This window comes from Modestobacter lacusdianchii, from assembly GCF_054177765.1.
Window position 1 is genome coordinate 1 of the sequence record NZ_JBJJTJ010000018.1, and the last position, 26,127, is coordinate 26,127.

The 26,127-nt window shown below is 75.1% G+C and carries 19 protein-coding genes and 1 tRNA gene; 7 read left to right on the forward strand and 13 right to left on the reverse strand.

Annotated elements, in window-relative coordinates; translation table 11 throughout:
- Window positions 1-203 precede the first annotated feature (203 nt).
- A complete protein-coding gene (locus ACJTNH_RS13675; RefSeq protein ID WP_458176537.1) occupies window positions 204-563 on the reverse strand; it encodes a DoxX family protein in 360 nt (119 codons plus the stop codon).
- Window positions 564-588: 25 nt separating this feature from the next.
- Between ACJTNH_RS13675 and ACJTNH_RS13680 the strand changes: the two genes are divergently transcribed.
- Together ACJTNH_RS13680 and ACJTNH_RS13685 are read left to right on the forward strand one after the other, a co-directional pair.
- On the forward strand, window positions 589-1,344 hold the full coding sequence (locus tag ACJTNH_RS13680; protein ID WP_458176539.1) for a sulfite exporter TauE/SafE family protein: 756 nt from the start codon (window positions 589-591) through the stop codon (window positions 1,342-1,344).
- A 12-nt stretch (window positions 1,345-1,356) separates the two neighbouring features.
- A complete protein-coding gene (locus ACJTNH_RS13685) occupies window positions 1,357-2,595 on the forward strand; it encodes an SLC13 family permease (RefSeq protein WP_458176541.1) in 1,239 nt (412 codons plus the stop codon).
- Window positions 2,596-2,658: 63 nt separating this feature from the next.
- Here ACJTNH_RS13685 and nadA read toward each other — a convergent pair whose 3' ends face one another.
- From nadA to ACJTNH_RS13715, 6 genes are all read right to left on the reverse strand, one after another.
- Entirely contained in the window at window positions 2,659-3,684 is a 1,026-nt protein-coding gene (gene nadA / locus ACJTNH_RS13690; RefSeq protein WP_458176543.1) for a quinolinate synthase NadA, read from the reverse strand.
- Between the two features lie 95 nt (window positions 3,685-3,779).
- Window positions 3,780-4,874 (reverse strand): bifunctional RNase H/acid phosphatase, encoded by a 1,095-nt coding sequence (locus ACJTNH_RS13695; protein WP_458176545.1) that lies wholly within the window; start codon window positions 4,872-4,874, stop codon window positions 3,780-3,782.
- Window positions 4,871-5,611, reverse strand: coding sequence for a zinc ribbon domain-containing protein (locus ACJTNH_RS13700; protein ID WP_458176547.1), 741 nt, complete (start codon window positions 5,609-5,611; stop codon window positions 4,871-4,873). The genes ACJTNH_RS13695 and ACJTNH_RS13700 overlap by 4 nt, the downstream gene beginning before the upstream one ends.
- Window positions 5,612-5,776: 165 nt before the next feature.
- On the reverse strand, window positions 5,777-7,009 hold the full coding sequence (locus tag ACJTNH_RS13705; protein WP_458176548.1) for a Nif3-like dinuclear metal center hexameric protein: 1,233 nt from the start codon (window positions 7,007-7,009) through the stop codon (window positions 5,777-5,779).
- 179 nt (window positions 7,010-7,188) lie between these two features.
- Window positions 7,189-8,331: an L-dopachrome tautomerase-related protein gene (locus ACJTNH_RS13710; protein ID WP_458176550.1), complete on the reverse strand. Its 1,143-nt coding sequence runs from the start codon at window positions 8,329-8,331 to the stop codon at window positions 7,189-7,191.
- Between the two features lie 30 nt (window positions 8,332-8,361).
- Window positions 8,362-8,862, reverse strand: coding sequence for a GNAT family N-acetyltransferase (locus ACJTNH_RS13715; protein ID WP_458176552.1), 501 nt, complete (start codon window positions 8,860-8,862; stop codon window positions 8,362-8,364).
- Window positions 8,863-9,067: 205 nt separating this feature from the next.
- On the opposite strand from ACJTNH_RS13715, the gene ACJTNH_RS13720 reads away from it, so the two are divergent.
- Window positions 9,068-9,505: a hypothetical protein gene (locus tag ACJTNH_RS13720; protein WP_458176554.1), complete on the forward strand. Its 438-nt coding sequence runs from the start codon at window positions 9,068-9,070 to the stop codon at window positions 9,503-9,505.
- 149 nt (window positions 9,506-9,654) lie between these two features.
- Here ACJTNH_RS13720 and ACJTNH_RS13725 read toward each other — a convergent pair whose 3' ends face one another.
- Window positions 9,655-13,410 carry an ABC transporter ATP-binding protein gene (locus tag ACJTNH_RS13725; protein WP_458176556.1) on the reverse strand — a complete coding sequence of 1,252 codons (3,756 nt, stop codon included), beginning with the start codon at window positions 13,408-13,410 and terminating at the stop codon, window positions 9,655-9,657.
- Between the two features lie 105 nt (window positions 13,411-13,515).
- On the opposite strand from ACJTNH_RS13725, the gene ACJTNH_RS13730 reads away from it, so the two are divergent.
- Together ACJTNH_RS13730 and ACJTNH_RS13735 are read left to right on the forward strand one after the other, a co-directional pair.
- Complete coding sequence (locus ACJTNH_RS13730) at window positions 13,516-15,474, forward strand: FUSC family protein (protein WP_458176558.1); 1,959 nt, start codon at window positions 13,516-13,518, stop codon at window positions 15,472-15,474.
- A gap of 284 nt (window positions 15,475-15,758) precedes the next feature.
- The gene (locus tag ACJTNH_RS13735) at window positions 15,759-16,442 is read left to right on the forward strand and encodes a slipin family protein (protein WP_458176559.1); all 684 of its coding nucleotides are present in this window, start codon (window positions 15,759-15,761) and stop codon (window positions 16,440-16,442) included.
- A gap of 57 nt (window positions 16,443-16,499) precedes the next feature.
- On the opposite strand, the gene ACJTNH_RS13740 is transcribed toward ACJTNH_RS13735, so the two are convergent.
- From ACJTNH_RS13740 to ACJTNH_RS13755, 4 genes are all read right to left on the reverse strand, one after another.
- Window positions 16,500-19,109, reverse strand: a complete 2,610-nt coding sequence (locus ACJTNH_RS13740) for a putative bifunctional diguanylate cyclase/phosphodiesterase (RefSeq protein WP_458176561.1) — start codon at window positions 19,107-19,109, stop codon at window positions 16,500-16,502.
- Window positions 19,110-19,268: 159 nt separating this feature from the next.
- Window positions 19,269-19,340: transfer RNA gene (locus ACJTNH_RS13745), tRNA-Val, on the reverse strand.
- A 34-nt stretch (window positions 19,341-19,374) separates the two neighbouring features.
- Window positions 19,375-19,842, reverse strand: coding sequence for a peroxiredoxin (locus ACJTNH_RS13750; protein WP_458176563.1), 468 nt, complete (start codon window positions 19,840-19,842; stop codon window positions 19,375-19,377).
- A 109-nt stretch (window positions 19,843-19,951) separates the two neighbouring features.
- Complete coding sequence (locus tag ACJTNH_RS13755) at window positions 19,952-20,377, reverse strand: DUF3052 domain-containing protein (RefSeq protein WP_458176564.1); 426 nt, start codon at window positions 20,375-20,377, stop codon at window positions 19,952-19,954.
- Between the two features lie 370 nt (window positions 20,378-20,747).
- On the opposite strand from ACJTNH_RS13755, the gene aceE reads away from it, so the two are divergent.
- Together aceE and ACJTNH_RS13765 are read left to right on the forward strand one after the other, a co-directional pair.
- Window positions 20,748-23,552 carry a pyruvate dehydrogenase (acetyl-transferring), homodimeric type gene (gene aceE / locus ACJTNH_RS13760; protein WP_458176566.1) on the forward strand — a complete coding sequence of 935 codons (2,805 nt, stop codon included), beginning with the start codon at window positions 20,748-20,750 and terminating at the stop codon, window positions 23,550-23,552.
- 228 nt (window positions 23,553-23,780) lie between these two features.
- Window positions 23,781-24,791 (forward strand): type IV toxin-antitoxin system AbiEi family antitoxin domain-containing protein, encoded by a 1,011-nt coding sequence (locus tag ACJTNH_RS13765; RefSeq protein ID WP_458176568.1) that lies wholly within the window; start codon window positions 23,781-23,783, stop codon window positions 24,789-24,791.
- 98 nt (window positions 24,792-24,889) lie between these two features.
- Here the strand turns inward: ACJTNH_RS13765 and ACJTNH_RS13770 are convergent, their stop codons facing one another.
- Entirely contained in the window at window positions 24,890-26,104 is a 1,215-nt protein-coding gene (locus ACJTNH_RS13770) for a M20 metallopeptidase family protein (protein ID WP_458176570.1), read from the reverse strand.
- Between the last annotated feature and the right edge of the window lie 23 nt (window positions 26,105-26,127).

The following is a 26,127-nucleotide window of genomic DNA, read 5'->3' on the forward strand; positions in this document are numbered from 1 at the left end:
AGCAGCCGCCGATGTCGACGCGCCCTCCCAGACCACCGCCCGCCAGAACGCCCGCTCCTTCTCCCGCGTGACCGCCACCAGCACACCCCTCCATCAGGGTGTTGCAAGCACCGCCTGAACTCGAGTCCCCTGATCAACGACTGTCCTACTGCACCAACGCTGGTGCAGCAGGACAGTGGCTGATCAGGTCACCTGATCACTGCTCAGCGGGCGCGGGCGACGCGGAGAGCGGCCTGCAGCATCGGCACCTGGAACGGGATCCGGGCCACCGCGACCGCCAGCTTGCCCGGCTGGTGGCGGAACACCCGCAGCGTCTGCGCGTGCGCCGGGAGGACGCCGAGCAGCAGACCCACCGCCGCCCACCCCCCGGCCCGCCGGGTGGCCGGCACGGCCAGCAGCCCGGCCGTCACCAGCTCGACCACGCCGCTGCCCAGCACCCACGGCCGCGCCGGGCCCAGCTCCGGCGGGATCATCCAGTCGTATGCCTGCGGGCGGACCAGGTGGAACACCCCGGTACCGGTCATCCCGGCGGCCATGACCAGTGCGCGCGCGTCCCTCGGCATGCCCGACACCGTAGGCTCGGCGGCCGTGTCCGTTGCCGACCTCCTCATCGCCGCCGGGGTCGCCCTCCTGGCCGGCGGGATCAACTCCATCGCCGGCGGCGGGTCGCTGATCCTCTTCCCCGTCCTGGTCGGCCTCGGCCTGGGCACCGTCGCCGCGAACGTCACCAACTCGATCGCCCAGTGGCCCGGGTACGTCGGCGGCGTCCTCGGCTTCCGCAAGGAGTACGCCGGCCAGCGTGGCCGGATGACCCGTTTCGCGATCGTCGCGGTGCTCGGTGGGACGGCGGGGTCGGTGCTGCTGCTCACCACCCCGTCGGAGGCGTTCGACACCGTCGTCCCGGTGCTGGTGCTGCTGGCCAGCCTGCTGCTGGCCGCACAGCCGCTGGTGACCACCCGGCTCAAGCGCCGGGAGGAGGCCGGCCGCCCCGGCGACCCGGCCTGGCTCTACGTCGCCCTGTTCCTGGCGACCGTCTACGGCGGCTACTTCGGCGGCGCGCTGGGCGTCATCCTGGTCGGCGTCCTGGGCCTGGGGCTGGGCCGGCTGAAGCTGGCCAACGCGATGAAGAGCGCGATCTCCCTGGTCACCGCATCGGTGACGGTGGTCGTCTTCGGCATCTGGGGCCCGGTCGCCTGGGAGTACGTCGCGGTCTGCGCCCCGGCCAGCCTGCTCGGTGGGTTCCTCGGCGCCAAGGTCGCCACCCGCATCCCCAGCACCCCGCTGCGCGCGCTGATCGTCGTCTTCGGCGTCGCGGTCTCGGTCTACCTGTTCTTCCGCGGCTGACCGGACCGGTGGGTGTCCGATCCACTCGCGCTGCTGCTGGCCGCCGGTCTGCTGGGCGCCACCCTGGCGGCCGCCGCCGCTGACTCCCGCCGGCTGCCACCGGCGCTGATCGCGGTGCCCGGCGCGCTCCTGCTCACCGGGCTGGGCGCCGTGGGCTGGTCCGACGCCGGCACCGCTCTGCGGGAGGTCGCCCCGACGGTGGTGTTCCTCGCCGTGGTCCTGCTGCTCGCCGACCTCGCCGACCGGGAGGGGCTGTTCGCCTGGTCGGCCGCGGTGACCGCCCGCCGCGCCGGCCGCTCGGCCACCGGACTGCTGGGCCGGGTCTTCCTGCTGGCCAGCGCGGTGACGGCGGTGCTGAGCCTGGACGCCACGGTGGTGCTGCTGACCCCGGTCGTGGTCGGCCTGGCTCGGCACCTGCGGGTGCCGGTCGCCCCGCACGGGCTCGCCGTCGGGCACCTGGCCAACTCGGCGTCGCTGCTGCTGCCGGTGTCGAACCTGACCAACCTACTGGCCGTCGCGGTGACCGGCCTGTCGTTCCTGCACTTCGCCGGGCTGATGCTGCTCCCCCAGCTGGTCACCGTCGCCCTGGAGTACCTGGTGCTGCGCCGGCTCTTCCGCGCCGACCTGCAGCACCCGGTCAGCGCGCCGACCCCGGAGCTGCCGGGCACGCCGACCCTGGCCCTGGTGGTGGTCGGCAGCACCGTGGCCGGGTTCGCCCTCGCCTCGCTCGTGGGCCTGCCGCCCGTCTGGCCGGCCGTCGCGGGGGTCGTCGTCCTGGCCGGGCGGCAGGTGGCCGCCGGCCGGACCCGGCCGGGCGCCCTGCTGCGCGCGGCCAACCTGCCCTTCGCGCTGTTCGTGGCCGGCCTGGCGGTGCTCGTGCTGGTGCTGCAGCAGCACGGCCTGGAGGCCCTGCTCGGCGACCTGCTGCCCGCCGGCGACGGCATCCTGGCCCTGCTCGCCGTGGTCGGGATCTCCGCGGTGCTGGCCAACCTGGTGAACAACCTGCCGGCCACGCTCGCGCTGCTGCCGGCGGCCGCGGTCGGCGGGGTGCCCACCGTGCTGGCCGTGCTGATCGGGGTCAACCTGGGCCCCAACCTCACCTACGCCGGGTCACTGGCCAACCTGCTGTGGCGCCGGGCGCTGGGCGTGGAGGCCCCCGGCGCGGTGCGGTTCAGCGCCGTCGGCCTGGCCACGGTGCCGCTCACCCTCGTCGGCGCGACCGCCGCCCTCTGGCTCGCCCTCCAGCTCTGACGGCCCCGTCGCAGGGACCCATGGCGTGCGGAGCGCGTCATGGGGGGCGACGGGGTCCTTCTGCTACTCGCCGCCGCGGCCGGGCTCGCCGATGGCGATCATCGCCTCGACCGCCCGGCGGGCGCGGGCGGCCACGTCGGCGTCCACGTCGATCGCGCCCTCGCCGGTGCGCAGCGTGTGCAGCAGCTTCGCCGGGGTGATCATCTTCATGTAGCGGCAGGCCGCCCGGTCGTTCATCGGGATGAACCGGGTGCCGGTGTTCAGCGCCCGCAGCTGGTGCAGGATGCCCACCTCGGTGGCGACCAGCACCTGCGCCGCGCTGGTCGACGCCGCGGCCTCGGCCATGCCCCCGGTCGACAGCACCCGGGTGCGCTCGGCCGGCAGGTCACCGTGGCTGACCAGGTCCAGCACCGAGGTGGTGCAGCCGCACTCGGGGTGGACCAAGATGTCGGCGTCCGGGTGGGCGGCGACCTGCGACCGGACGTCGGCCGGGCTGATCCCGGCGTGCACGTGGCACTCCCCGGCCCAGATCGAGATGTTCTGCCGACCGGTGACCCGCTTCACGTGCGCGCCCAGGAACTGGTCGGGGCAGAACAGCACCTCACGGTCGGCCGGGATGGAGCGGATCACGTCGGCGGCGTTGGACGACGTGCAGCAGATGTCGGTCTCGGCCTTCACCGCCGCGGTGGTGTTCACGTAGCTGACCACGACGGCACCGGGGTGCTCGGCCTTCCACTCGCGCAGCTGCTCGGCGGTGATGCTGTCGGCCAGCGAGCAGCCGGCCGCGTGGTCGGGCAGCAGCACGGTCTTGCCCGGGGAGAGGATCTTCGCCGTCTCGGCCATGAAGTGGACGCCGCAGAACACGATCTCGCGGGCGTCGGTCTCCGCGGCCACCCGGGACAGGTACAGCGAGTCGCCGGTGTGGTGGGCGACGTCCTGGATCTCGGGGACCTGGTAGTTGTGCGCCAGGACCACGGCACCACGCTCGTCGGCCAGCCGGCGGACCTCGGCGGCCCAGACCTCGTACTCGGCGGCGCTCATCGTGCGCTCGTCCCCGACGAGGGTGGCTGGTGCGGTGGTGGCGGTCATGCGGGCGCTCCTGGCTGGCTGGTCACCTGTCGGACACAGTGTCCACGCCCTCGGGCCGGTGCCGGCGGGCGCGACCTGCGGGTGGGGCGGCTGGGTCAGCCGAGGTGGCTGGTGTCGTTGACCAGCCGCACGGTGGCGCGGCCGTCGGAGGACCAGGTCACCGTGGACAGCGAGGCCGCCTCCAGGAACACCCGGTGCACCACGTCGTCGCCCACCCCGAGACCGGCGGCCAGCAGCAGCTTGATCGGCATCATGTGGCTGACCAGCAGCACCGTCCTGCCGGCGTGCCGCTCCAGGATGCGTGCCCGGGCACGGGCCACCCGGGCGGAGACGTCGGCGATCGACTCGCCACCGGGTGGGCGGACGTCGGTGGCCCCGGACCAGCGCCGGAACGCCAGCGGGCTCTTCTGCTGGGCCTCGGCGGCGGTCAACCCCTCCCAGGCGCCGAAGTCCAGCTCGCGCAGGTCGGTGTCGACCTCCACCGGGACGCCGAGCACCGCGGCCGCGGCCTCGGCGGTCTGCCGGGTGCGCTGCAGCGGCGAGCTGACGATCACGTCGATGCCCCGGCCGGCCAGGTGCTGGGCCGCGGCCTCCGCGTCGGCCCGGCCGAGCTCGGACAGCGGCAGGTCGCTGCTGCCGCTGAACCGGCGCTCGGGGGTGTGCTCGGTGCGCCCGTGCCGCAGCAGGTGCGTCAGCGTGGTGACGACGGGGGCGGGCTCGGTGGCCGGCTGGACGTCGTCCTCGACGACGACCGGCTCGGCGGCCAGGTCGCGGCGCACCGGCTTGCCGTCCATCGCGCTGTTGGCCAGGGCGTCGGCAGCGCTGTTCTGCGCGCGGGGCACCCAGGTGTAACGCACCGAGCCGAGCTGGCGGGCGATGTCCCGGGCCTGCACGGCGAGCTTCTGCATGTCCGGGTGCTTGATCTTCCAGCGACCCGACATCTGCTCCACGACGAGCTTGGAGTCCATCCGCACCTCGACGCTCGCGGTGGGGTCGAGGTCGAGCACCGCCTGCAGCCCGGCGACCAGCCCGCCGTACTCGGCGACGTTGTTCGTGGCCCGGCCGACCGACTCGGCGCGCTCGGCGAGCACCCGGCCGGTCTCGGCGTCGCGGACGAGAGCGCCGTAGCCGGCCGGCCCCGGGTTGCCCCGCGACCCGCCGTCGGCCTCGACGATGACGCGCCGGGTCACAGCCCGGACTCGGCGGTGCGGACCAGCACCCGGCCGCAGTTCTCGCAGCGCAGCACGGTGTGCGGGTCGGCGTTGCGGTAGGAGGCCAGCTCCGTGCCGTAGAACTCGATCCGGCAGCCCTGGCAGCGGCGGGCCTTGAGCTCGGCCGCACCGGTGCTGCCGGTCTGCGCCGCGACCCGGTCGTAGACCTTGAGCAGGTCGGCGGGGATGGTGGCGGCGACCTCGTCGCGCGTGGCCTGGTGCGCCGCGGTGGCCTCGGCGATCTGCGCCAGCGCCTCGTCCCGCGCCTGCTCGGCCTGCTCCTGCTGGGCCTGCGCCCCGGCCAGCCCGCCCTGCGCGGTGGCCAGGGCGGCGTCGGCGGCCTCGCGGCGCTCCATCAGCTCGAGCACCTGGTCCTCCAGGTCGCCCTGACGCCGGTTCAGCGACTCCAGCTCGTGCTGCAGGCCGGTGATCTCCTTCGGGGTGGCCCCGCCGGAGTCGATCCGCGACTGGTCACGTGCGGCGCGCTGCCGCACGGTGTCGACGTCGGCCTCCAGCCGCTTCTGCTCGCGGTCGAGGTCGCGCACCTCGGTCTCGGCCCGGACGACGTCGTCGGCCAGGGCCCGCTGCGCCTCCACGGCGGCCTCGACGGCGGCGAGCTCGGGGAGGGTGCGCCTGCGGTGGGCGAGTTGCGCGAGGGCGACGTCCTCCGCAGCGAGGGTCAGCAGTCTCTGCTGGACGAAGTGATCAGCCTGCACGCCGACAAGGTACCGGGCCCGTCCTCGCTCGTCGGCCCCCGTGCAGGGTCCCGCCGCGAGCCTGCGAGTGGTGGGGGGCACGGGGGTCCTTCGACTACCCGCGCGCACCGGCCGCCGAGACACACCGGGCCCGGACCGCGCTGAGCGACCGGGCCCGGGACCGGCTCACTCGGCCGGGTGCAGCCGGGTGGCCTCGGTGCTGGTGCCGCCGGAGCCCCCGGCCTGCCAGGTCCACGGGTCGGTGGGCCGAGCGGAGACGGTCACCTCGACCCGCCCACCGAGGTCGCGGTGCAGCAGTTCGGCCGCGCAGGCCAGCCAGGGGTGCTCGGAGGCGAAGTGCGCCACGTCGCACAGCGCCGGGCCGGGCCCCTCCATGGCCTCGGACACCGTGTGGTGCTTCAGGTCGCTGGTCAGGAAGACGTCGGCGCCGGCCGACGTCGCCGCCGCGAGCAGGGAGCTGCCGCTGCCGCCGCAGACGGCGACGGTGCGCACGACCCGCTCGGGGTCACCGGCGATCCGCACGCCACCGGGTGTGGTGGGCAGCGTCGTGGCCACCCGCTCGGCGAACTCGCGCAGGGTCACCGGCCGGGCCAGCTCACCCACCCGGCCCAGCCCCGCCCGGCTGGGCGTGGCCGAGTTCTCGAAGAAGGCGTAGCCCGGGTCCTCGTAGGGGTGCAGGTCGCGCAGGGCACGCAGCACGCCTGCGCGGCGGGCGCGCGGGACGACCATCTCCAGGCGCACCTCGGGCACCCGCTCGACGTGCCCCTCGCGGCCGATCGTGGGGTGCGCCTCCTCCCCCGGGATGAACGTGCCGGTGCCGGTGGTCTGCCACACGCAGCGGGTGTAGTCGCCGATCACGCCCGCGCCGGCCGCGGAGAGCGCGTCGACGAGCTCGTCGGTGACCCCCACCGGGACGAAGACGACGAGGGTGTCGGTGTCCGGCGCCGGCACGGACTCCAGCGGCCGGGTGTCGACCAGGTCGAGCGCGGCCGCGAGCGCGTCGTTCACCCCGTGGTCGGCGGCCCGGTCGGCGTTGGTGTGCGCGACGAAGTGGGCCATGCCCGCGCGGACCATCCGGTGCACCAGCCGGCCCTTGGGGTCGCTGGCCGGGACGCCGTGCACCGGCGTGAGCAGGAGGGGGTGGTGGGTGACGAGGAGGTCGACCCCGGCGGCGATCGCCTCGTCGACCACCTCGGCGGTCGGGTCGACGGCGAACACCACCGACCGGACGGGCTCCTCGGGGTCACCGCAGACCAGGCCGACGGCGTCCCAGTCCTCGGCCAGCGCCGGGTCGTAACGCGACTCCAGCGCGGCGATCACCTCGCCGAGGGCGACGCCCGGGAGCGGCAGCTCCCGGACCTGCGCCGTCGTCGTCTCGTCGGACACCGGGAGAGCCACGAGATCGGACTGTAGGTCAGCCCGCCGGAACCGGCCCGTTGTGCGCGACACGATCGACGTGGGATCGGCAGGAAGTCCCTCGGAAGGGTGGTGGCTCACCGTGGTCACGTCCCGTTCTTCGTGTCCGGAGCCCGCTCCGGATGGGTCGGCCCGCGGGTCGGCGGGCGCCGTTCCCGTGGTCAACGGGCCAGCCGCACGGGGCCGGCGCCGATGGGGGTGCGCACGAGCAGGTAGGGGTACCGGCGTCCGTCGATGCCTCCGGAGTACCGGGCCTGCCTGTGCAGCTGGTTGGCGGTGACGTAGAGGTGCCCGTCGGCGGCGACGGACATGGTGTCCGGCCAGAGCAGCCGCGGGTCGTGCAGCACCGTCTCGATCGTGCCGTCGGGGCGGCGGCGCAGCACGGCGTTCTGCTCGCCGGCGGTGGCGTAGAGGTTGCCGGCGTCATCGGTCTCCAGCCCGTCGCCGGCGCTGCCCTTGTCGCCCTCGTCCACGACGGTGGCCGCGACCGCGGCGTCGTCCAGGCTGCGGTCGAGGAGGGCGTCGGTGGCCACGCTGTACCAGTGCCGGGCGGCCAGCGGGCAGTACCAGAGCCGCGCGCCGTCGGCGGAGATGGCGATGCCGTCGGCGCCCATCGCCACCGGCTGCGGCTCGGCGTCGGGCTCGGGCTGCTCGAGGAAGGGCCGGCCCTCCACCATCAGGAGCAGCTCGGGCGGGGTGGCGGCCTTGGTGCTGGGGTGGTCGCGCAGCCGCCGCCAGGACTCCCCGGTGGCCAGGTCGACCACGATGATCGCGTTCTCGCCGGAGTCGGCCGAGTCGGTGATGTAGGCGACCCCGGCCTCACCGCGCCGCAGGTCGAAGCGGACGTCGTTGAGGTAGGTCGTCTCCAGCGCGACCTCCCGCGGGAAGACGATGGTCTGCACCACGGTGTCGGTGCTCAGGTCGACGCAGACCAGCTTGGGGCCGCCGACCTGCGTGGGCTGGAACAGCGGGGACCCGGTGTCGAGCACCCAGAGCCGGTCGGCGGGGTCGACCACGATGCTCTGCACGCTGACGAACGCCTCGCGGTCGTCGTCCGAGCTCGGGTCGTTCCACGCCTGGTCGGGGAAGGCGACGACCTGGCCGTCGCGGATCTCGGCGACGGTGAACTGGACGTCGTCGCCCCACTTGGGGAAGTTCACGAAGACCCGGCCGGTGTGCGACACCGAGACGCCGGTGGGCATCGGGCCCTCGGTGAAGGCGTGCACCACCTCCAGCTCGCCGAGCGGGCGGTCGGCCTGGAGCTCGCCGGCGACGTTCGGGGTCACGGTGCGCATCTCGGTCATGCACCACCGGTGCCCACTGCGGGCGTGGCGCTAACCGGTGGTGAGCGACCGCACCATCGCCACCCGGCGTCCGTGCCGGTCCAGGCCCAGCTCCTCCTCCCGCCGGCGCAGCGCCCGCAGGCCCGGCGTGAGCTCGCCGGTCTCCCGCCACCCGTGCCGGGCGTAGAACGGCGCGTTCCACGGCACGTCGGCGTAGGTGAGCAGGGTGACCCGGTCGGCGCTGTGCTCCGCCGCGGCCTGCACGGTGGCCGCGAGCAGCGCGGCACCCAGACCACGCCGGCCGTGCGCCGGGTCGACGGACAGCTGCTCCAGGTGCACCGCGCCGTCGAGCAGCTCCAGGACGGCGAAGCCGCGCACCGGCCGGCCGGTCACCAGCACCCGCCAGGCGTGCGCACGGTCAGCTGCCGGCGCGGGCGCCGGCAGGTCGGTGATCCCCAGCGGCACGAACAGCTGATCAGCGGCCGCCTCGACAGCCGGCAGCTCCGCCAGGTCGTCGCCGTCCGCCTGCCGTACCCGCTCGGGCTCGCCCACGTCGTGACGGTGGCACGCTGCCCCGCCGGCGCGCGAGCGACATGTCGACACGTCGACCGGGCCGGCCGGCGGCCGACCCGGTGGTGGCGTCCACCGGCCTCCACCGACCGGCGACCGGTCCCGTGCTCGACCGGCAGCCCTCCATCAGGTGAACGGTCGCGCGGCCCCCTGGCCAGGTGGCGTCCCGGCTGTCACCGTCCAGCCCATGAGCGCCCCGGCACTCGACCCCACCCGGACCGCACCCCGCCCGGCCGGCGGCCGGACGGTCGCCCTGCTCGCCGCCCTGGCCGCACTGGCGATGGCGCCCTACCTGGCCGGGGTGCTGGTGCCCTACCACGTCAACGACCTCTACGACCTGCCGTTGGCCGAGCTGACCAGCGGGGCGCACGACCCGAAGGACCTCTGGCCGCACGGCACCCTCGGCGGCCTCGTCCAGCTCGGGGGCCTCTTCTCCCTGGTCCTGACGCCGACCGGCCTGGTGGCCGTGCTGGTCGGCGCGCTGCGCGGTCTCGCCTTCAGAGCTCACCGCGGCACTCCCGCGGTGACGGCCGGGCTGGCGCTGGTGGCCCTGGCCTGCCTCGCCGGGGTGGCGCTGGCCTTCTCCCCGCTGGGCAGCGCACTGACCGCCTGGCGGCTGGACTGATGACCGGGCCGCGCTGCCCACCGACCCGCGTCGGCTCGGCCCCGGCGCCGCGGTGGGGCTGGTCCTGGTCGCCGCCGGCAGCGCGGCGACCCTGAGGTGGTTCCTGTCGCCGCTGGGCAGCGCGCTCACCCGCTGGCTGCTGGACTGACTCAGTCCATCAGCGGGTCGGCGTCCTCGTGGGCGGTGTAGGCCGCCCACAACGTGGCGTAGGCGCCGCCGGCGGCCAGCAGCTCGGTGTGCGTGCCGACCTCGACCACCCGCCCGCCGTCGAGCACGGCGACCCGGTCGGCGCGGGCGGCGGTGGTGAGCCGGTGGGCGACGACCAGCGTGGTCCGCCGCCGGGCGACGGCGTCGGCCGCGCGGGTCACCGCCGCCTCGGTGGCCAGGTCGAGGGAGGCGGTGGCCTCGTCCAGGAGCAGGACGTCGGGGTCGACCAGCTCGGCGCGGGCCAGCGCCAGCAGCTGCCGCTGCCCGGCCGACAGCGACCGGCCGCGCTCCCCCACCCTGGTCCGGTAGCCCTGCGGGAGGCCGGCGACCATCTCGTGCGCGCCCACGGCCCGGGCCGCGGCCTCGACCTCGGCGTCCGAGGCGTCGGGCCGGCCGTAGGCGATCGCGTCGCGCACCGTGCCGGCGAACAGGAACGCCTCCTGCGGGACGACGCCCAGCCGGGCCCGGTACTGCAGCAGGTCCAGCGAGCGCAGGTCCGCGCCGTCGACGCACACCGCACCGGACGTCGGGTCGTAGAACCGGGCCACCAGCTTGATCACCGTGGACTTCCCGGCGCCGGTCTCCCCGACCAGCGCGAGGGTCTCCCCCGGCGCGACGGTCAGCGAGACGCCGCGCAGCGCCGGCGCCGGTGCGCCCCGGTAGGTGAACGTGACGTCGGCCAGCCGCACCTCGCCGCGCAGCCGGCCCACCGGCGCCGGATCGGCCGCGGCCGGGGTGGACGTCGGGGTGCGCAGCAGGTCGCGCAGCCGGCGCAGCCCCACCGCGGCCTGCTGGTAGCTGTCGAACACCTGCGACAACTGCTGGACGGGTGCGAAGAACGTGGAGACGTACAGCACGAAGGCCAGCAGCACGCCGGCGGTGATGTCCCCGTCGGCCAGCCGGGCGGCGCCCACCGCGAGCACCGCGGCCGCGGCCACCTCGGAGAGGAACTCCACGAACGGGAAGTAGGTGGCGATGTAGCGCTGCGCCCGCAGCCGGACGTCCCGGTAGGCGCGCGCGTACTCGCGGAACACCTCGGTGGAGCGCTCGCTGCGGTCGAACACCTGGGTGGTGCGCAGCCCGGCGACGTCCTCCTGCAGCCGGGCGTTGACCGCGCTCACCCGCTCGCGGGCCTCGGTGTAGGCCGGCACCGAGCGGGCGCGGAACCACACGGTGGCCACCGCCAGCACCGGCAGCGAGGCGACCAGCACCAGCGCCAGCTCGACGTCGTAGACGACGACCACCACCAGCACCCCGGCCAGGGTCAGCACGCTGATCACCGCCGTGGTCAGCCCGGTCTGCAGGAACGCCGACAGCGCATCGACGTCGGTGGTCATCCGGGTCATGATCCGGCCGCCGAGCTCGCGCTCGTAGTGGTCCAGGCCCAGGCGCTGGAGCTGGGCGAAGGTCTTCACCCGCAGCGTGTAGAGCAGCCGCTCGCCGGTGCGGCCGGTCAGCCAGGCCGCGCCGCGGGCGACGACCAGGTCGGCCAGCACGACGGCGAGGGCGATCCCGGCGACGCCGAGCAGCAGCGACGTCGAGCCGACCGCGATCCCGTCGTCGACGCCCTCGCGCACCAGGACCGGGATGGCCAGCTGCGCGCCGGTGTCCAGCGCGACCAGCACCAGCGCGCCCGCCAGCGCCCAGCGGAAGGGCCGGACCAGCCCCCACAGCGAGAACTGCCGGTCGGCGGCGCGCGCCCGCTCGGCCGGCACGTCGGGTTCGTCCACCGTCGGGGGCAGCCGGTCGACCAGCGCCCGCAGTGCCGGGGTGGGTGCGGCGGCGGCCAGCGCGGAGCCACGCCCGCCGATCGAGGCGGCCGCCGGCCGTGCCGGGCCGCCGGGGTCGTCGGCCGGCTCGGCGTCCGGCCAGGCCGCCTGGGTCGTGCCTCCGGCCGGCGGCGCGTCGTCGGCGGCGGGCGCCGCACCCTCGCCGGACAGCAGCAGCCGGAACAGCGGGGAGCGGGCCTCCAGCTCGGCGGCGGTGCCGACGTCGACCACCCGGCCGCCGTCGAGCACGGCGACCCGGTCGGCCAGGGCCAGCGTCGACCGGCGGTGCGCCACCAGCAGCGTCGTCCGGCCCCGGACGGCGGTGCGCAGCGCGGCGTGGATGCGCGCCTCGACCGCGGCGTCGACGGCGGAGGTGGCGTCGTCGAGCACCAGCACCCGGGGGTCGGTGAGCAGCGCCCGGGCCAGCGCGACGCGCTGCCGCTGCCCGCCGGAGAGGGTGAGCCCCTGCTCGCCGACGACGGTGTCGTAGCCCTCGGGCAGCTCGGCGATGAAGCCGTCGGCCTGCGCGGCGCGAGCCGCCGCGCGCACCTCGGCGTCGCTCGCGTCCGGGCGGCCGAAGGCGATGTTGGCGCGCACCGTGTCGGAGAACAGGAAGCTGTCCTCGAAGACCACGCCGAGCGCCGAGCGCAGCGAGCCCAGGTCCAGGTCGCGGACGTCGACGCCCCCGACCCGCACCGCGCCGGCGGAGACGTCGTAGAACCGCGGCAGCAGGCTGACCACGCTGGACTTGCCCGACCCGGAGGTGCCCACCAGCGCCAGGGTCTCCCCCGGCTGGACCCGCAGCGACACCCCGGACAGCACCGGCCGGTCGGCGGAGTGGCCGAAGGTGACCTCGTCCAGCTCGACGGTCAGCGGACCGTCGGGCAGCGGCTCGGTGCCCGAGACCAGCGTCGGGCGGGCGTCGACGATCTCCAGCACCCGCTCCACCCCGGCCCGGGCCTGCTGGCCGATGGTCAGGACGGCGGCCAGCTGGCGCACCGGTGACACCAGCGCGGCCAGGTAGGTGGCGAAGGCCAGGAACGTGCCCAGGGTGATCGACCCGCGCAGCGCCAGCCAGCCGCCCAGCGCGAGCACCCCGACCTGGCCCAGCGCCGGCACGGCCTGCAGCAGCGGGTTGTAGCGGGCGGTGAACCGGACGACGCGCATCCGGGCGCCGAAGAGCCGCCGGGCGTCGTCGTCGATGCGCTGCAGCTCGCGGTCCTCCTGGCCGAAGCCCTTGACCACCCGCACGCCGGTGACCGCGGCCTCCACGTCGCCGGCGACCACCCCGGCCTGCTGCTGGGCCGCCCAGTTCGCCGGGAAGAGGTCCCGGCGGGAGCGCAGCGCCAGCCACCACAGCGCCGGGCCCACGGCCAGCGCCACCACGGTGAGCAGCGGGGACAGCCAGGCCATCACGCCCAGGGAGACGACGAACAGCAGCGCGTTGCCGGTCAGGTTGGGCAGGAAGGCCAGCAGTCCCTGGACCAGGGTGATGTCGCTGATCGACCGGCTCACGGTCTGACCGGTCGACAGCCGGTCCTGTGCCGGGCCGTCCAGCCGGGACAGCGCCGTGGCCACGTCGTTGCGCAGGTCGACCTGCACGTCCAGGGACAGCCGCCCGGCCAGGTAGCGCCGGACGAAGCCGGCGGCGAACCGCAGCACCCCGGCCAGCACCAGCGCGACCACGAACGGGGTGACGTCGACCGGCGTGCCGGCCTCGGCGCCGGCGACGACCCGGTCGACCACCTCGCGGGTGAGCAGCGGCACCCCGGCGGCGATCACCGAGCCGACCAGCGCAGCGGCGAACGCGCCGACCAGGTCGCGGCGGTGCCGCAGGCAGTAGCCGACCAGCCGGCGGAACCAGCCGCCCTCGGGCACCGGCTCGACCGGCACCGACCGCCGGTCCGGCGCCTGGACGGTGACGGTCACCGCCGTCCCGCCGGCCCGGGCGGGACGACGAGGGGGCGCGGCACGCCGTCCAGTGTGCGACGCCCGGCCCGGCCGCGCCCTGCCCGGGGTGGGAGGCTCCGGTCCGTGGCGGAGCGGGGGTTGCGGGCACCGGCCTGGCTGGAGGAGCTGGTGCGCACCAGCCCGGCCGGGGTGCCCTGGCGCGACGTCCTTCGGTTCGCCCTGGTGATCCCCGCGCCGCTTGCCCTCGCCCTGGCGGTCGGCGGCACGGCGGGCTCGGCGCTGGGCGCCGGCGTGTTCGCCACCATGGGGTCGCTGGCGGCCACCCTCGCCCCGCAGTCGGGGCCGTTGCGCGTGCGGCTGCGCCGGGTCGCCGCCGCCTCCCTGCTGGGCGGCACCGGCCTGCTCGTCGGGCACGCGCTCACCGGCGGCGGCTGGCAGCCGGTGCTGCTGCTGGCGGCGGTGTCGGCGGTCGCGGCGCTGCTCAGCTCGATCAGCGGGGCGTTCTCCCTCGGCGCGCTGCAGCTGCTGGTCTACACCGCCATCTCCTCCGGGCTGGTCACCCCGCTGTCGCCGGTGGTCGAGCTGGGCTTCTTCCTGGCCGGCGCCGCTTGGGGCACCCTCGCCGTGCTGGTGCAGGCCCGCACCGAGCCGGTCGACCCGGACCGGGCCGCGGTCGGCGCGGTGTTCCGCCGGGTCGCCGAGCTGCTCGAGGCGATCGGCGGCGACCGCACCGAGGAGGCCCGCCGGGAGCTCACCCTGGCGCTGAACGCCGGGTACGACCGGGTCATCCACGCTCGCAGCCGCTCGGCCGGCCGCAGCCGCGAGCTCGCCGAGCTCGCGGGGGTGCTCAACGCCGCCGCCCCGCTGATCGAGGCGGCGGTGGCCAGTGCCCGCGGCGGCGTGACGCCGGACTCCCGGGACATCGGCGCCGCGCACGCGCTGGCCACCGCCGTCACCGAGCGACGTCCCCTGCTCGGCGAGCGGCCACCGCCGGTGGAGGACGGGCCGGCCCCCCGCCGCGCGGTGCGGCACGGCCTGCGACTGGTGTGGAACGTGGTCGGCGACCCGGAGGAACGGGCCTCGGCGGCGGTGGTGCGCGCCGAGCTGGACTGGCGGCTGCGCTGGCACGACCTGCTGGACCGCACGGTGGGCAACGCCGACTCCCGCGCCTTCGTCGTCCGGCTGACGCTGTGCACGACGGTGGCCGAGGTGGCCCGGCAGCTGCTGCCCATCGAGCGGCCCTACTGGGTGCTGCTGACCGTGGCGATCATCCTCAAGCCCGACTACGGGTCGGTGTTCACCCGGGCCGTGCAGCGCGGGGCGGGCACGCTGCTCGGCGTCCTGATCGGGTCGCTGCTGCTGACCTTCCTGCACCGGGACGCCTGGGTGCTGCTGCCGATGGCGCTGGCTGCCGGAGCGCTGCCGTGGGCCCGCAGCGGCAACTTCGGCCTCTTCTCGGTCTTCCAGACGCCGTTCATCATCCTGCTGCTGGACCTGGCCACCCCCAGCGGCGCGGAGCTGGTCGGCGCCCGGCTGGTCGACACCCTGATCGGCTGCGCCATCGTGCTGGTGTTCGGCTACCTGCTGTGGCCGCAGACCTGGCGGGCCCCGCTGGACGACGCCCTGCGCGCCGCCACCCTGGCCCTGGACCGGTTCGTCGACGCCGCGTTCACCGCCGGCCCGGAGGCCACCCGCCGGGCCCGGCGGGGCAGCTACCGGGCGCTGACCGAGGTGCAGACCCAGCTGCAGCGCCGGCTCGCCGAGCCACCCCCGATCAGCACCCGCGCCGCCGCCTGGTGGCCGGTGATCGTGCAGCTGGAGCGGACGTCGGACGCGGTCACCGAGGCGGTCATCGCCATCCGCGCGGGCGAGCCGGTGCCCGACCCCGCGCAGGTCGCGGTGCTGCGCAAGGCGGTCCGAGAGCTGGAGCAGGACCTGCGCGAGCACCGGCAGCCCGACGACGCGGAGATCCACGCCGAGGGGGTGCTCGCCCCGGTCGCCCGGGAGGTCGACGCCGCGCGCCGCCTGGTCCGGGAGACCACCCCGGGGCGGCGCTCCGGCGTCCGCGGCGCCGACGACTGAAACTCGCTGGTCAGACCCCCGGGGCGGCGCCTACGGTCCTCCCTGCCCGGGGTCAGCAGCCGGACGGCATCGCCGTCGCAGGTCCTGCGGATCGGCCCCGGGCGTGCCATGTCAGGGCAGACGTCTGCGGAACGTCCGGGGTTCGACTCCCCAGGCCGTCCGGCGCGCGGTCATCCCGGCGCGGTCGGCCTGCGGCGCCTCGGCGTCCCCCGTCCGTGCCCGACCGCGCGCCGGCCGGTCGCCCGGGGCAGGCAGCCGAGCGAGCAGTGGAGGGAGGCGGGGACGTGCGCATCGTCGTCGAGGAGTGGGAGCGAGTCCTGGCCTACCGGGACGGCCGTCTCGTGGCGGTCCTGACCCCGGGGCGGCACCGCCGGCCGCGGCGGCGGCACCGGTTCGTCCGGGTCGCCGTGCGCCCGCGGCTGCTGGTCGTGCCGGGCCAGGAGGTGCTGACCGCCGACGGGCTCACCGTCCGGGTGAGCCTGTTCGCGACCTGCGCCACGACCGACCCGCGCCGCTGGCACGAGGCGGTGCAGAACGCCGACGCGTTCGTCTACGCCGCCCTGCAGGTGGCGCTGCGCGAGGCGGTCGCCGGGCGGACCCTCGACGAGCTGATGACCGACCGCGGCTCGCTGCCCTCGGCCGTGCGCGAACCGGTCGCGGCCCGGGCGGCGGCGGTCGGCGTCACCGTCACCGACGTCGCGCTGCGCGACGTGATGGTGCCGGCCGAGCTGCGGCGGGCCGCAGCCGAGGTCGCCACCGCCCGCGCGCAGGGGCAGGCGTCGCTGGAGCGGGCCCGGTCGGAGGTGGCGGCGACCCGGGCGCTGGTCAACGCGGCCCGGATGGTCGCCGACCAGCCGGCCCTGCTGCAGCTGCGGACGCTGCAGGCGGTCGAGGCCGGTGGCGCGACCGTCGTCCTCACCACCGCACCCGGCGGGAGCACCGCCGGACCGGGCACCCCGACCACCTGAACCGGTGTGCCCGGCGGCCTCCCGGGCCGCCGGCACACCGGCCGCGTGACCGCCAGGTCACGCCGGACCGGGCACCCCGGCCACCGGGGCCGGCGGCTTCAGCAGCGCGCCGGCCGCGGCCGCCGGCAGGGGCCGGTGCAGCAGGTAGCCCTGCGCCTGGTCGCAGGACTCGGCCCGCAGCCGGGCCAGCTGTGCCGGCTCCTCCACGCCCTCGGCGACCACGGTCATGCCGAAGGTGTGCGCCGCGCGGATCATCAGCGCCACCAGCTCGCCGTGCCCCGGCTCGACCGAGGCGATGAAGCTGCGGTCGATCTTCAGCGTGTCCACCGGCATGTGCCGGAGCTGGCCGATCGAGGTGTACCCGGTGCCGAAGTCGTCGATGGCGATGGCCGCGCCCAGCGCCCGCAGGGCCGCCAGGTTGTCGAACGCCGAGGGGTCGTCGACCAGCACGGTCTCGGTCACCTCGAGCACCAGCAGCTGGGCCGGCAGGCCGGAGGCGGCCAGCGCGTCGGCGACGTCCTGCACGACCCGCCGGTCGGCCAGGTGCCGGCCGGAGATGTTGACCGCGATCGTCGGCTCCGGCTCCCCGTCGGCCAGCCGGGCGTCGGCGCGCCACTCGGCGAGCTGCCGGGTGGCCTCGTGCAGCACCCAGCGGTCCAGCTCGCAGATCAGCTGGGACTCCTCGGCCGCCGGGATGAACACGTCCGGCGGGACCATCCCGTGGCCGGGGCGCTCCCAGCGGACGAGCGCCTCGTAGCCGGTCAGCCGGTCGCCGGCCACGTCGATCACCGGCTGGTAGTGCAGCACCATCTCCCCGCCGGCCAGCCCGGCGGCGATCGCCGCCTCGAGGACGGCGCGCTCGGCGAGCTGCCCGCGCAGCGCCTCGTCGAACAGCTCGGCCCGGCCGCGACCGTGCCGCTTGGCCCGGTAGGCCGCAGTGTCGGCCTCGACGAACAGGACGTCGGGGTCGGTGACGCCGTCCCGGCTGACCGCCACCCCCACGCTGGCGCCGACCGACGCCGCCTGCCCACCGAGCAGCAGCGGCGCGCTCACCGCGGCGATCAGCCGCTCGGCCAGCTCGACCAGGACCCGCTCGTCGTCCACGCCCTCCACCAGCACGACGAACTCGTCGCCGCCCAGCCGGCAGACGACGTCCCCGGCCCGCACGGTGTCCCGCAACCGGACGGCGACCTCGCGCAGCACGTCGTCGCCGGCGGCGTGCCCCAGGCTGTCGTTGACCGCCTTGAAGCCGTCCAGGTCGACGAACAGCAGCCCGGTCATCGACCCCGACCGCTGCCCCCGGGACAGCGCCGCGGCGGTCAGCTGGAGCGCCTGCGCCCGGTTGGGCAGCTCGGTGAGCGGGTCGTGCGACGCCTGGTGGGCGAGGGCGGTCTGCAGCTCCTCGCGCTGGCGCACGGAGGCCACGATCTGCCGCACCGAGGCGTGCACCACCTCGCCGAGGGGGCCGGGCAACGGCTCGTCGAGCAGGGCGTTGGACAGGTCGCCCCGGGCGACGGCCCGGGCCTGGTCCTGGATGCGGCGGAGGCTGGCGACCGCCGAGCCCAGCGCGGTGGAGACGGTGCGCACCTCCCGGGGGCCGCCGCCCTCCACCGCGACGAGCTCGCCCCGGCTGACCTGGACGGCCTGCCCGGCCAGCACCCCCAGCGAACGGGTGACGCTGCGGCCGAGGACGGCGGCGGCGACCGCGGCCGCGAGCAGCACGCCCAGCGCGGCCAGCAACGTGGCCGTCCGGCGTCCGATGGCCGCCTCGCGGTCGGTGGCCGCGGCAGCCTGGGCACCGGCCACCGCGGTGTCCAGGAGCTCGGTGAAGGCGGCGTCCCGGACGGCGTTCTGGCTGACCAGCGAGGCCACCTGCAGGATCGAGAGCCGGGAGGCGGTGCCGTCGAACTGGGCGGTGAGCACGTCGTCGACCGCGGTCACCGCAGCGGAGGCGCGGAGGTCGGCCCAGGCCGCGGCCAGCCCGGGCTGGTCCAGCTCGTCGAGCTGCCGCTGCGCGTCGGTGTAGGCCACCCAGGCGGCCCGCCAGTCCAGGTCGGCACCGCCGATGCCGGCGTCGGAGAGGGTGAACTGGCTGCCGAGGAACAGCGGGATGGCCCGGCTGGCGGTGCGGGCCACCCGGGCGACGAGCTCGACGTCCCGGGCGGTGCGGTAGGTGCGGGCCGTCACCTCCTCCGCGCTGGCCGCCGCCGCGGCGTCCCGCTGGGCGGACGCCAGCAGGTCGGACACGGCCAGGTACCCCCGGTAGGTGTCCTCCGGCGGCGCCTGCTGGGTCTCCGAGCCGGCGCGCAGGTCGCCGAGCCGCTCGGCTGCCTGCTCGACGGCGGCTGCGCCCACGGCGCCGGCGGGCACCGACGCCAGCGCCCGGTCGGTGGCCGCCCGGGCCTGCGCCAGGGCCGTCTCGGCCTGGGCGAGCTGGACCTGGACCAGCAGCGGGGTCAGGCCCACCGCGGCGGAGGCGACCGGGTCGCGGAGCACCGCCAGCGAGAGCACCGGGACGATCTCCTGCTCGACCCCGCTGCGGGCGGCGTCAAGCTGCGCCACGGCGCGCACGGTCGACTCGGCGCGCTCGGCGGTCGCCGCCTCGGACACCGCGGCGCGGACGACCGCCGTCGTCAGCGCGACGACGCCCACGAGCGGGACGAGCACGAGCGCGGCCAGGTGGACCCACAACGGGATGCCCCGGCGTGGTCGTCTGGTCGGTGGAGAGGGGCGGGACCGCATGAGGTCGTCATCGGACCGGCGGGGCCGGCGGCTGAGGCTCGGCCACCCGTCCGGGTGAGCCGGGCACGAGCCCGGAGGGCGGGGTGGGCGCGGAGGGGTTCGAACCCCCGACCACTCGCTTGTAAGGCGAGCGCTCTACCGCTGAGCTACGCGCCCGTCGGCCCCGTCCCGTGCAGGACGGGGGACGTGCTCAGGCCGCCGTGGCCAGCCGCGCGACGGCGTCCTTCCAGCCCGACTGCGGCCGCGGGTCGCCGACCTCGTTGACCTCGGTGAAGACGACCGTGCCCGCGGCGTCGACCAGGAAGGTGCCCCGCACCGCCATGCCGGCCCGCTCGTTGAACACCCCGTAGGCCTGCGCGGCGGCTCCGTGCGGCCAGAAGTCCGACAGCAGCGGGAAGGTGAGCCCCTCCGCCTCGCGGAAGGCCTTGAGGCTGAACGTCGGGTCGGTGGAGACGGCGACCACCTGGACGCCCGCGTCGGTGTAGGTGGCCAGCTCGTCGCGCAGCTGGCACAGCTCACCGGTGCAGGTGCCGGAGAAGGCGAACGGGAAGAACACCACGAGCACCGGCGCACCCCGCAGCCCGGACAGCGAGACGACCTGCTTGTCCTGGTCCCGGAGGCTGAACTCGGGCGCGGTGTCACCGACGGAGACGGTCATCCCCCGATGGTGCCCCATGCGCCCGGCCCCCTCGCAGGGCCCCACGCCGTCGGCCCCGTCCAGAGGCTCGTCCCGAGCCTGCGGGGGATGAGGAGGACGGGGTCCTTCCTCAGCGACGGGAGCGGGCGGCCTTCGGGGTGACCAGCCGGATGCCGGACCAGTCCTTGGCCGCGGAGATGCTGGAGGTCTGCTGCAGCCCGGCGGTGGGGGCGGCCTCGGTGACGTCACCGGGCTCCACGTGGCCGGGTCGCCCGGACTTGGGCACCAGCAGCCAGACCACGCCGTCCTCGGCGAGGGAGGCGATGGCGTCCACGAGGGCGTCGATCAGGTCGCCGTCGTCCTCGCGCCACCACAGCAGGACGACGTCGGCCACCTCGTCGGAGTCCTCGTCGACCATCTCCCCGCCGGACAGCTCGACGACCGAGTCACGCAGGTCCTCGTCGGCGTCCTCGTCCCAGCCGAGCTCCTGCACGACCATGCCCGGCTTGATCCCCAGCCGGGCAGCCATGCTGGTGCTGCCCGAGTCGACGCTCATCCCTGCTGTTCCTCCGTGTGCTCGTCTGCCCGGTCTGCTCCGGGCGGTGCGGTGTGCGGTGCCGCGTCGCGGTGTGCGGCGCGGCAGTGGCTCTGGGGGGATGGTGCCTTGTCCCGGGCCGTCCTGCCCGCTCGGGACCCCCATCCACCCGCTCCGTCGGGTGGCGGAGGCCCTGGGGAGCCCGCCCCCCGGCTCGGCCGGCGTTCCGGGTCGACCACCACCGGGGCCACCGTTGGAGCGGAGCGTAGGGCATCGGGGACCACGCGCAAGGCCCGCGACCGGGTCGGTGACCGGGGCCGTCGTCCCGTCTGGCAGGACGCGACACGGGGCAGACGTGACGTACGCCGCCCCGGCAGGAGACGATGGGGGCATGAGCGCACCGCAGCAGTCGGACGGAGACCCCGCCCGCACCACCGGCACCCCCCGCGCGGTCATCACCGATGGGCGGGCCAGCCAACTCCCCGACACCGACCCGGACGAGACCCAGGAGTGGCTGGAGTCCCTCGACGCGGTCGTCGACCACGCCGGTCGCAACCGGGCCCGCTACCTCATGCTCCGGATGCTCGAGCGCAGCCGTGAGCAGCAGGTCGGCGTCCCCGCGCTCCGCAGCACCGACTACATCAACACGATCCCGCCGGAGCAGGAGCCGTGGTTCCCCGGTGACCTGGAGGCCGAGCGGAAGATCCGCCACGCCATCCGCTGGAACGCCGCGATCATGGTGCACCGCGCGCAGCGGCCGGGGATCGGCGTCGGCGGCCACATCTCCTCCTACGCGTCGTCCGCGATGCTCTACGAGGTCGGCTTCAACCACTTCTTCCGCGGCAAGGACCACCCGTCCGGCGGCGACCAGATCTACTTCCAGGGCCACGCCTCCCCCGGCATCTACGCCCGCGCCTTCCTCGAGGGCCGGCTGACCGAGCACCAGCTCGACGGGTTCCGCCAGGAGGTCAGCCACCCCGGCGGCGGGCTGTCGTCCTACCCGCACCCCCGGCTGATGCCGGACTTCTGGGAGTTCCCCACCGTCTCGATGGGCCTCGGCCCGATGAACGCGATCTACCAGGCGCGGTTCAACCGCTACCTGCACAACCGCGGCATCGTCGACACCGCCGACCAGCACGTGTGGGCCTTCCTCGGCGACGGCGAGACCGACGAGCCCGAGTCGCTCGGCCCGATCGGCCTGGCCGCCCGCGAGGAGCTGGACAACCTCACCTTCGTCATCAACTGCAACCTGCAGCGTCTCGACGGCCCGGTCCGCGGCAACGGCAAGGTCATCCAGGAGCTGGAGTCGTTCTTCCGCGGCGCCGGCTGGAACGTCATCAAGGTGATCTGGGGCCACGGCTGGGACAAGCTGCTGGCCGCCGACCGCGAGGGCGCGCTGGTCAACCTGATGAACAGCACCCCGGACGGCGACTACCAGACCTACAAGGCCGAGGACGGCGCCTTCGTCCGCGAGCACTTCTTCGGCCGCGACCCGCGCACCCGCAAGCTGGTCGAGGGCATGACCGACGACGAGGTCTGGCAGCTGGCCCGCGGTGGGCACGACTACCGCAAGGTCTACTCCGCCTACAAGGCCGCGGTCGACCACAAGGGGCAGCCCACGGTCATCCTCGCCAAGACCATCAAGGGCTGGACGCTGGGCAGCCACTTCGAGGGCCGCAACTCCACGCACCAGATGAAGAAGCTGACCGCCGAGGACATCGTGGGCTTCCGCGACCGGCTGGAGATCCCGATCCCGGACGAGCAGCTGGACAAGACGCTGCCGCCCTACTACAAGCCCGACCCGGACTCCCCCGAGATGCAGTACATGCTCGAGCGGCGTCGCCAGTTGGGTGGGTCGGTGCCCCGCCGCCGGTCGGAGCACAAGCCGCTCAAGACCCCCGAGGACAAGGCCTTCGACGTCCTCAAGCGCGGCTCGGGCAAGCAGGAGGTGGCCACCACGATGGCCTTCGTCCGGCTGCTCAAGGAGCTCATGAAGGACAAGGAGCTGGCCCCGCGGTTCGTGCCGATCATCCCCGACGAGGCCCGCACCTTCGGGATGGACTCGCTCTTCCCGAGCATCAAGATCTACAACCCGCACGGGCAGAACTACACGTCGGTCGACCGCGAGCTGATGCTGGCCTACAAGGAGTCCGAGCAGGGGCAGATCCTGCACGAGGGGATCAACGAGGCCGGCTCCACGGCGTCGTTCATCGCCGCGGGCAGCTCCTACGCCACGCACGGCGAGGCGATGATCCCGATCTACATCTTCTACTCGATGTTCGGGTTCCAGCGCACCGCCGACTCCATCTGGGCGGCCGCCGACCAGATGACCCGCGGCTTCCTGCTCGGCGCCACCGCCGGCCGGACGACGCTGAACGGTGAGGGCCTGCAGCACGAGGACGGGCACTCGCTGCTGCTGGCCGCGACCAACCCCGCCGTCGTCACCTACGACCCGGCGTTCTCCTACGAGGTCGGGCACATCACCAGGGACGCCCTGGCGCGGATGTACGGCAACGACCCGGGCGCTCCGCTCGGTGGGCACCGCGACCCGAACGTCATGTACTACCTGACGATCTACAACGAGCCCTACCAGCAGCCGGCCGAGCCCGAGGGCCTGGACGTGCCCGGCCTGCTGGCCGGCATGTACCGCTACGCCGAGGGCCCGCAGGCGGACGGGCCCAAGGCGCAGGTGCTGGCCTCGGGTGTGGCGGTGCCGTGGGCGCTGCGCGCCCAGGAGCTGCTGGCGAACGACTGGGGCGTGTCGGCCGACGTGTGGTCGGTGACCTCGTGGACCGAGCTGCGCCGGGAGGCGCTGGAGGCCGACGAGTGGAACCTGCTGCACCCGGCCGAGGAGCCGCGGGTCCCCTTCGTCACCAAGCAGCTCACCGACGTCGAGGGCCCGATCGTGGCGGTGTCGGACTGGATGAAGGCCGTCCCGGACCTCATCGCGCCGTTCGTCCCCGGTGGGCTGGCCAGCCTGGGCACCGACGGGTTCGGGCTCTCCGACACCCGCCCGGCGCTGCGGCGGCACTTCCTCGTGGACGCCGAGGCGGTCGTCGTCCGGACGCTGGCCTCGCTCGCCCAGCGCGGGCAGATCGACCGGGACGTCGTCCGGCAGGCGCTGGAGAAGTACCAGGAGCGCGACGAGCAGGCCGCCCCGGAGGAGCGTCGCACCGACGACCACCCGGCCACCTGACCCCGGCGTCCAGCAGTGATCAGGTGACCTGATCACCGACTGTCCCCCTGCACCAGCGTTGGTGCAGGGGGACAGTCGTTGGTGCAGGGGGATGCGGCCGGCACGGTGCCGACGGCGCTGCTGCACGCCCCCGCGGTCGGGCGCTGACGGCCGTCCACAGTCGCGGGTGCTGCGCACAGGCCCCGCCGCCACCTTCCCCGCGACGGCAGGCCGACTGAGGGTGACGCCGTGCACCCGACACTCATCAGCGCGATGGACCGCCAGGCCGGTGTCTTCTCCACCGCGGACGCACTCGCCTCCGGCATCGACCGCAACGCCATCGGTCCCCTGCTGCGCTCCAGGGCCTGGCGCCGGATCCGGTACGGCGTCTACACGACCGGCGAGCAGTGGCGTCGGCACGCGGCCGAGGGGCGCACCCACCGACTGGAGTGCGCTGCGGCGCTCCGCCGGCTCGAGCGGACGTCCGTCGTGGTGAGCCACGACTCGGCTGCGCGGCTGCACGGACTGGTGGTGCCCCGCTCCGCCGACGCCGACGTCCGGCTCACCGACCCGGACCAGTTCCGCACGGGCCGCGGGTACCGGATCAGCCAGGCAGCCCTGCCCCCACCCGACGTCCTCGTGCACGAGGGGCTCCCGGTGACCGCGCTCCCCCGCACCCTGGCGGACGTGGGGCGGGAATGGCCGGTCGTCGACTCCGTCATCGCCGTGGACGACGCGCTGGCCGACGGGCGGACGACGCTGGACGAGCTGCGGACCGCGGCGCTCGCGCAGACGCACTGGGTCGGCTGCGGCCAGGCGGCGAGGGCGATCTCGCTGGCGCGGGTGGGCGCGCACTCTCCGCACGAGACGCGGACCCGGCTGGCGCTGCTGGCGGCTGGGCTGCCCGAGCCACTGCTGCAGCAGGCCGTGTTCCTGGGTTCCCGTCTGGTCGCCGTCCTGGACGGCTACTGGCCCGAGTTCGGCGTCTTCCTGGAGTGCGACGGGATGGTCAAGTACACCGACCCCTGGCACGGCCGGACGCCCGGCGAGGTGGCCTGGCAGGAGAAGCGTCGGCACGACGTGCTGCTGGACGTCGACCTGCAGGGCGTCCGCGTCGCCCCGGAGGACCTGACCGAGCGCTGGCCCGAGAAGGTCGCCCGCCTGCACGCCCTCATGGGACGCCCCCGGACGGCGCCGCGCTGCCGCATCGTCCCGTGGAACGGCGGTCTCCGGACGACGCCCCGGTCCGCCGCCGGCTGATCACGACGTCCCCCTGCACCAACGGCTGTCCCCCTGCACCAACGCTGGTGCAGGGGGACAGCCGGTGATCAGGTCACCTGATCACTGCTGGGCAGGGCTCAGCCGGCGAGGGCGGTGAGGGCCATCTGGGCGTACATGGCGACGCCGGCGGGGAACGAGGCCTCGTCGAAGACGACCAGGTTGGAGTGGTTGCCCGGCGCGGTGGCCGGGTCGAGCTCGGGCAGCCGCGCGCCGAGGAACGCCATCGCACCCGGCACCCGCTCCAGCACGTAGGAGAAGTCCTCGGCGCCCATCAGCGGCCACTCCATGACGCTGCTGGCCTCCTCGCCCAGCAGCGCGGCGGCGGTGGCGGTGACCTGCGCGGCGACCTGCGCGTCGTTGACGGTGACCGGGTAGCCCTCGACCCGCTCGAACTCGCCGCGCAGCTCGTGGGCGGCGGCGACGTGCTCGCCCACCCGCTGCACCGAGGCCACCATGTCGGCCCGGCGCTCGGCCGACAGGGTGCGGATCGTGCCGTGCACCAGCGCGGTCTCCGGGATGATGTTGTCGGTCCGGCCGGCCTCCAGGTGGCCGACGGTGACGACGGCGGGGTCGAAGACGTCGACGCGGCGGGTGACCATCGACTGCAGCGCCAGGATGACCTCCGCGGCCACCGGCACCGGGTCGGCGGCCATGTGCGGGGTCGAGGCGTGCCCACCGCGGCCGTGCACGGTGATCCTGAACTGGTCGGCCGAGGCCATCATCGGGCCGGGCCGCACGTTGATCGTGCCGGTCGGGAACATCGTGGTGATGTGCAGCGCGAACGCGCCGCTGACCGGGGCCTCCGGGACGACGTCGAGCAGCCCCTCCTCGAGCATGAACCGGGCGCCGTGGAAGCCCTCCTCGCCGGGCTGGAACATGAACACGACCTGCCCGGCGAGGGAGTCGCGGCGCTCGGCCAGCAGCCGGGCGGCGCCGGCGAGCATCGCCACGTGGGTGTCGTGGCCGCAGGCGTGCATCACGCCGGGCACCTCGGAGGCGAAGTCCAGGCCGGTGTCCTCCTGCACGGGCAGGGCGTCCATGTCCCCGCGCAGCAGGTAGGTGGGGCCGGGCCGGGCGCCGCGCAGCACGCCGACCACCGAGCTGGTGGTCGTGCCGGTGCTGACCTCGATCGGCAGGTCGGCCAGCGCCTCCAGGACCATCGCCTGGGTGGTGGGCAGCTGCAGCCCGATCTCGGGGTGCCGGTGCAGCCGGCGGCGCAGGTCGACGGTGAAGGCCGCGTCGGCGGTGGCGGCGGCGAGCAGGTCAGCGGCAACGGATGCGTCGGCAGGCATGCGGCTCAGTCTGTAGCAGTGCT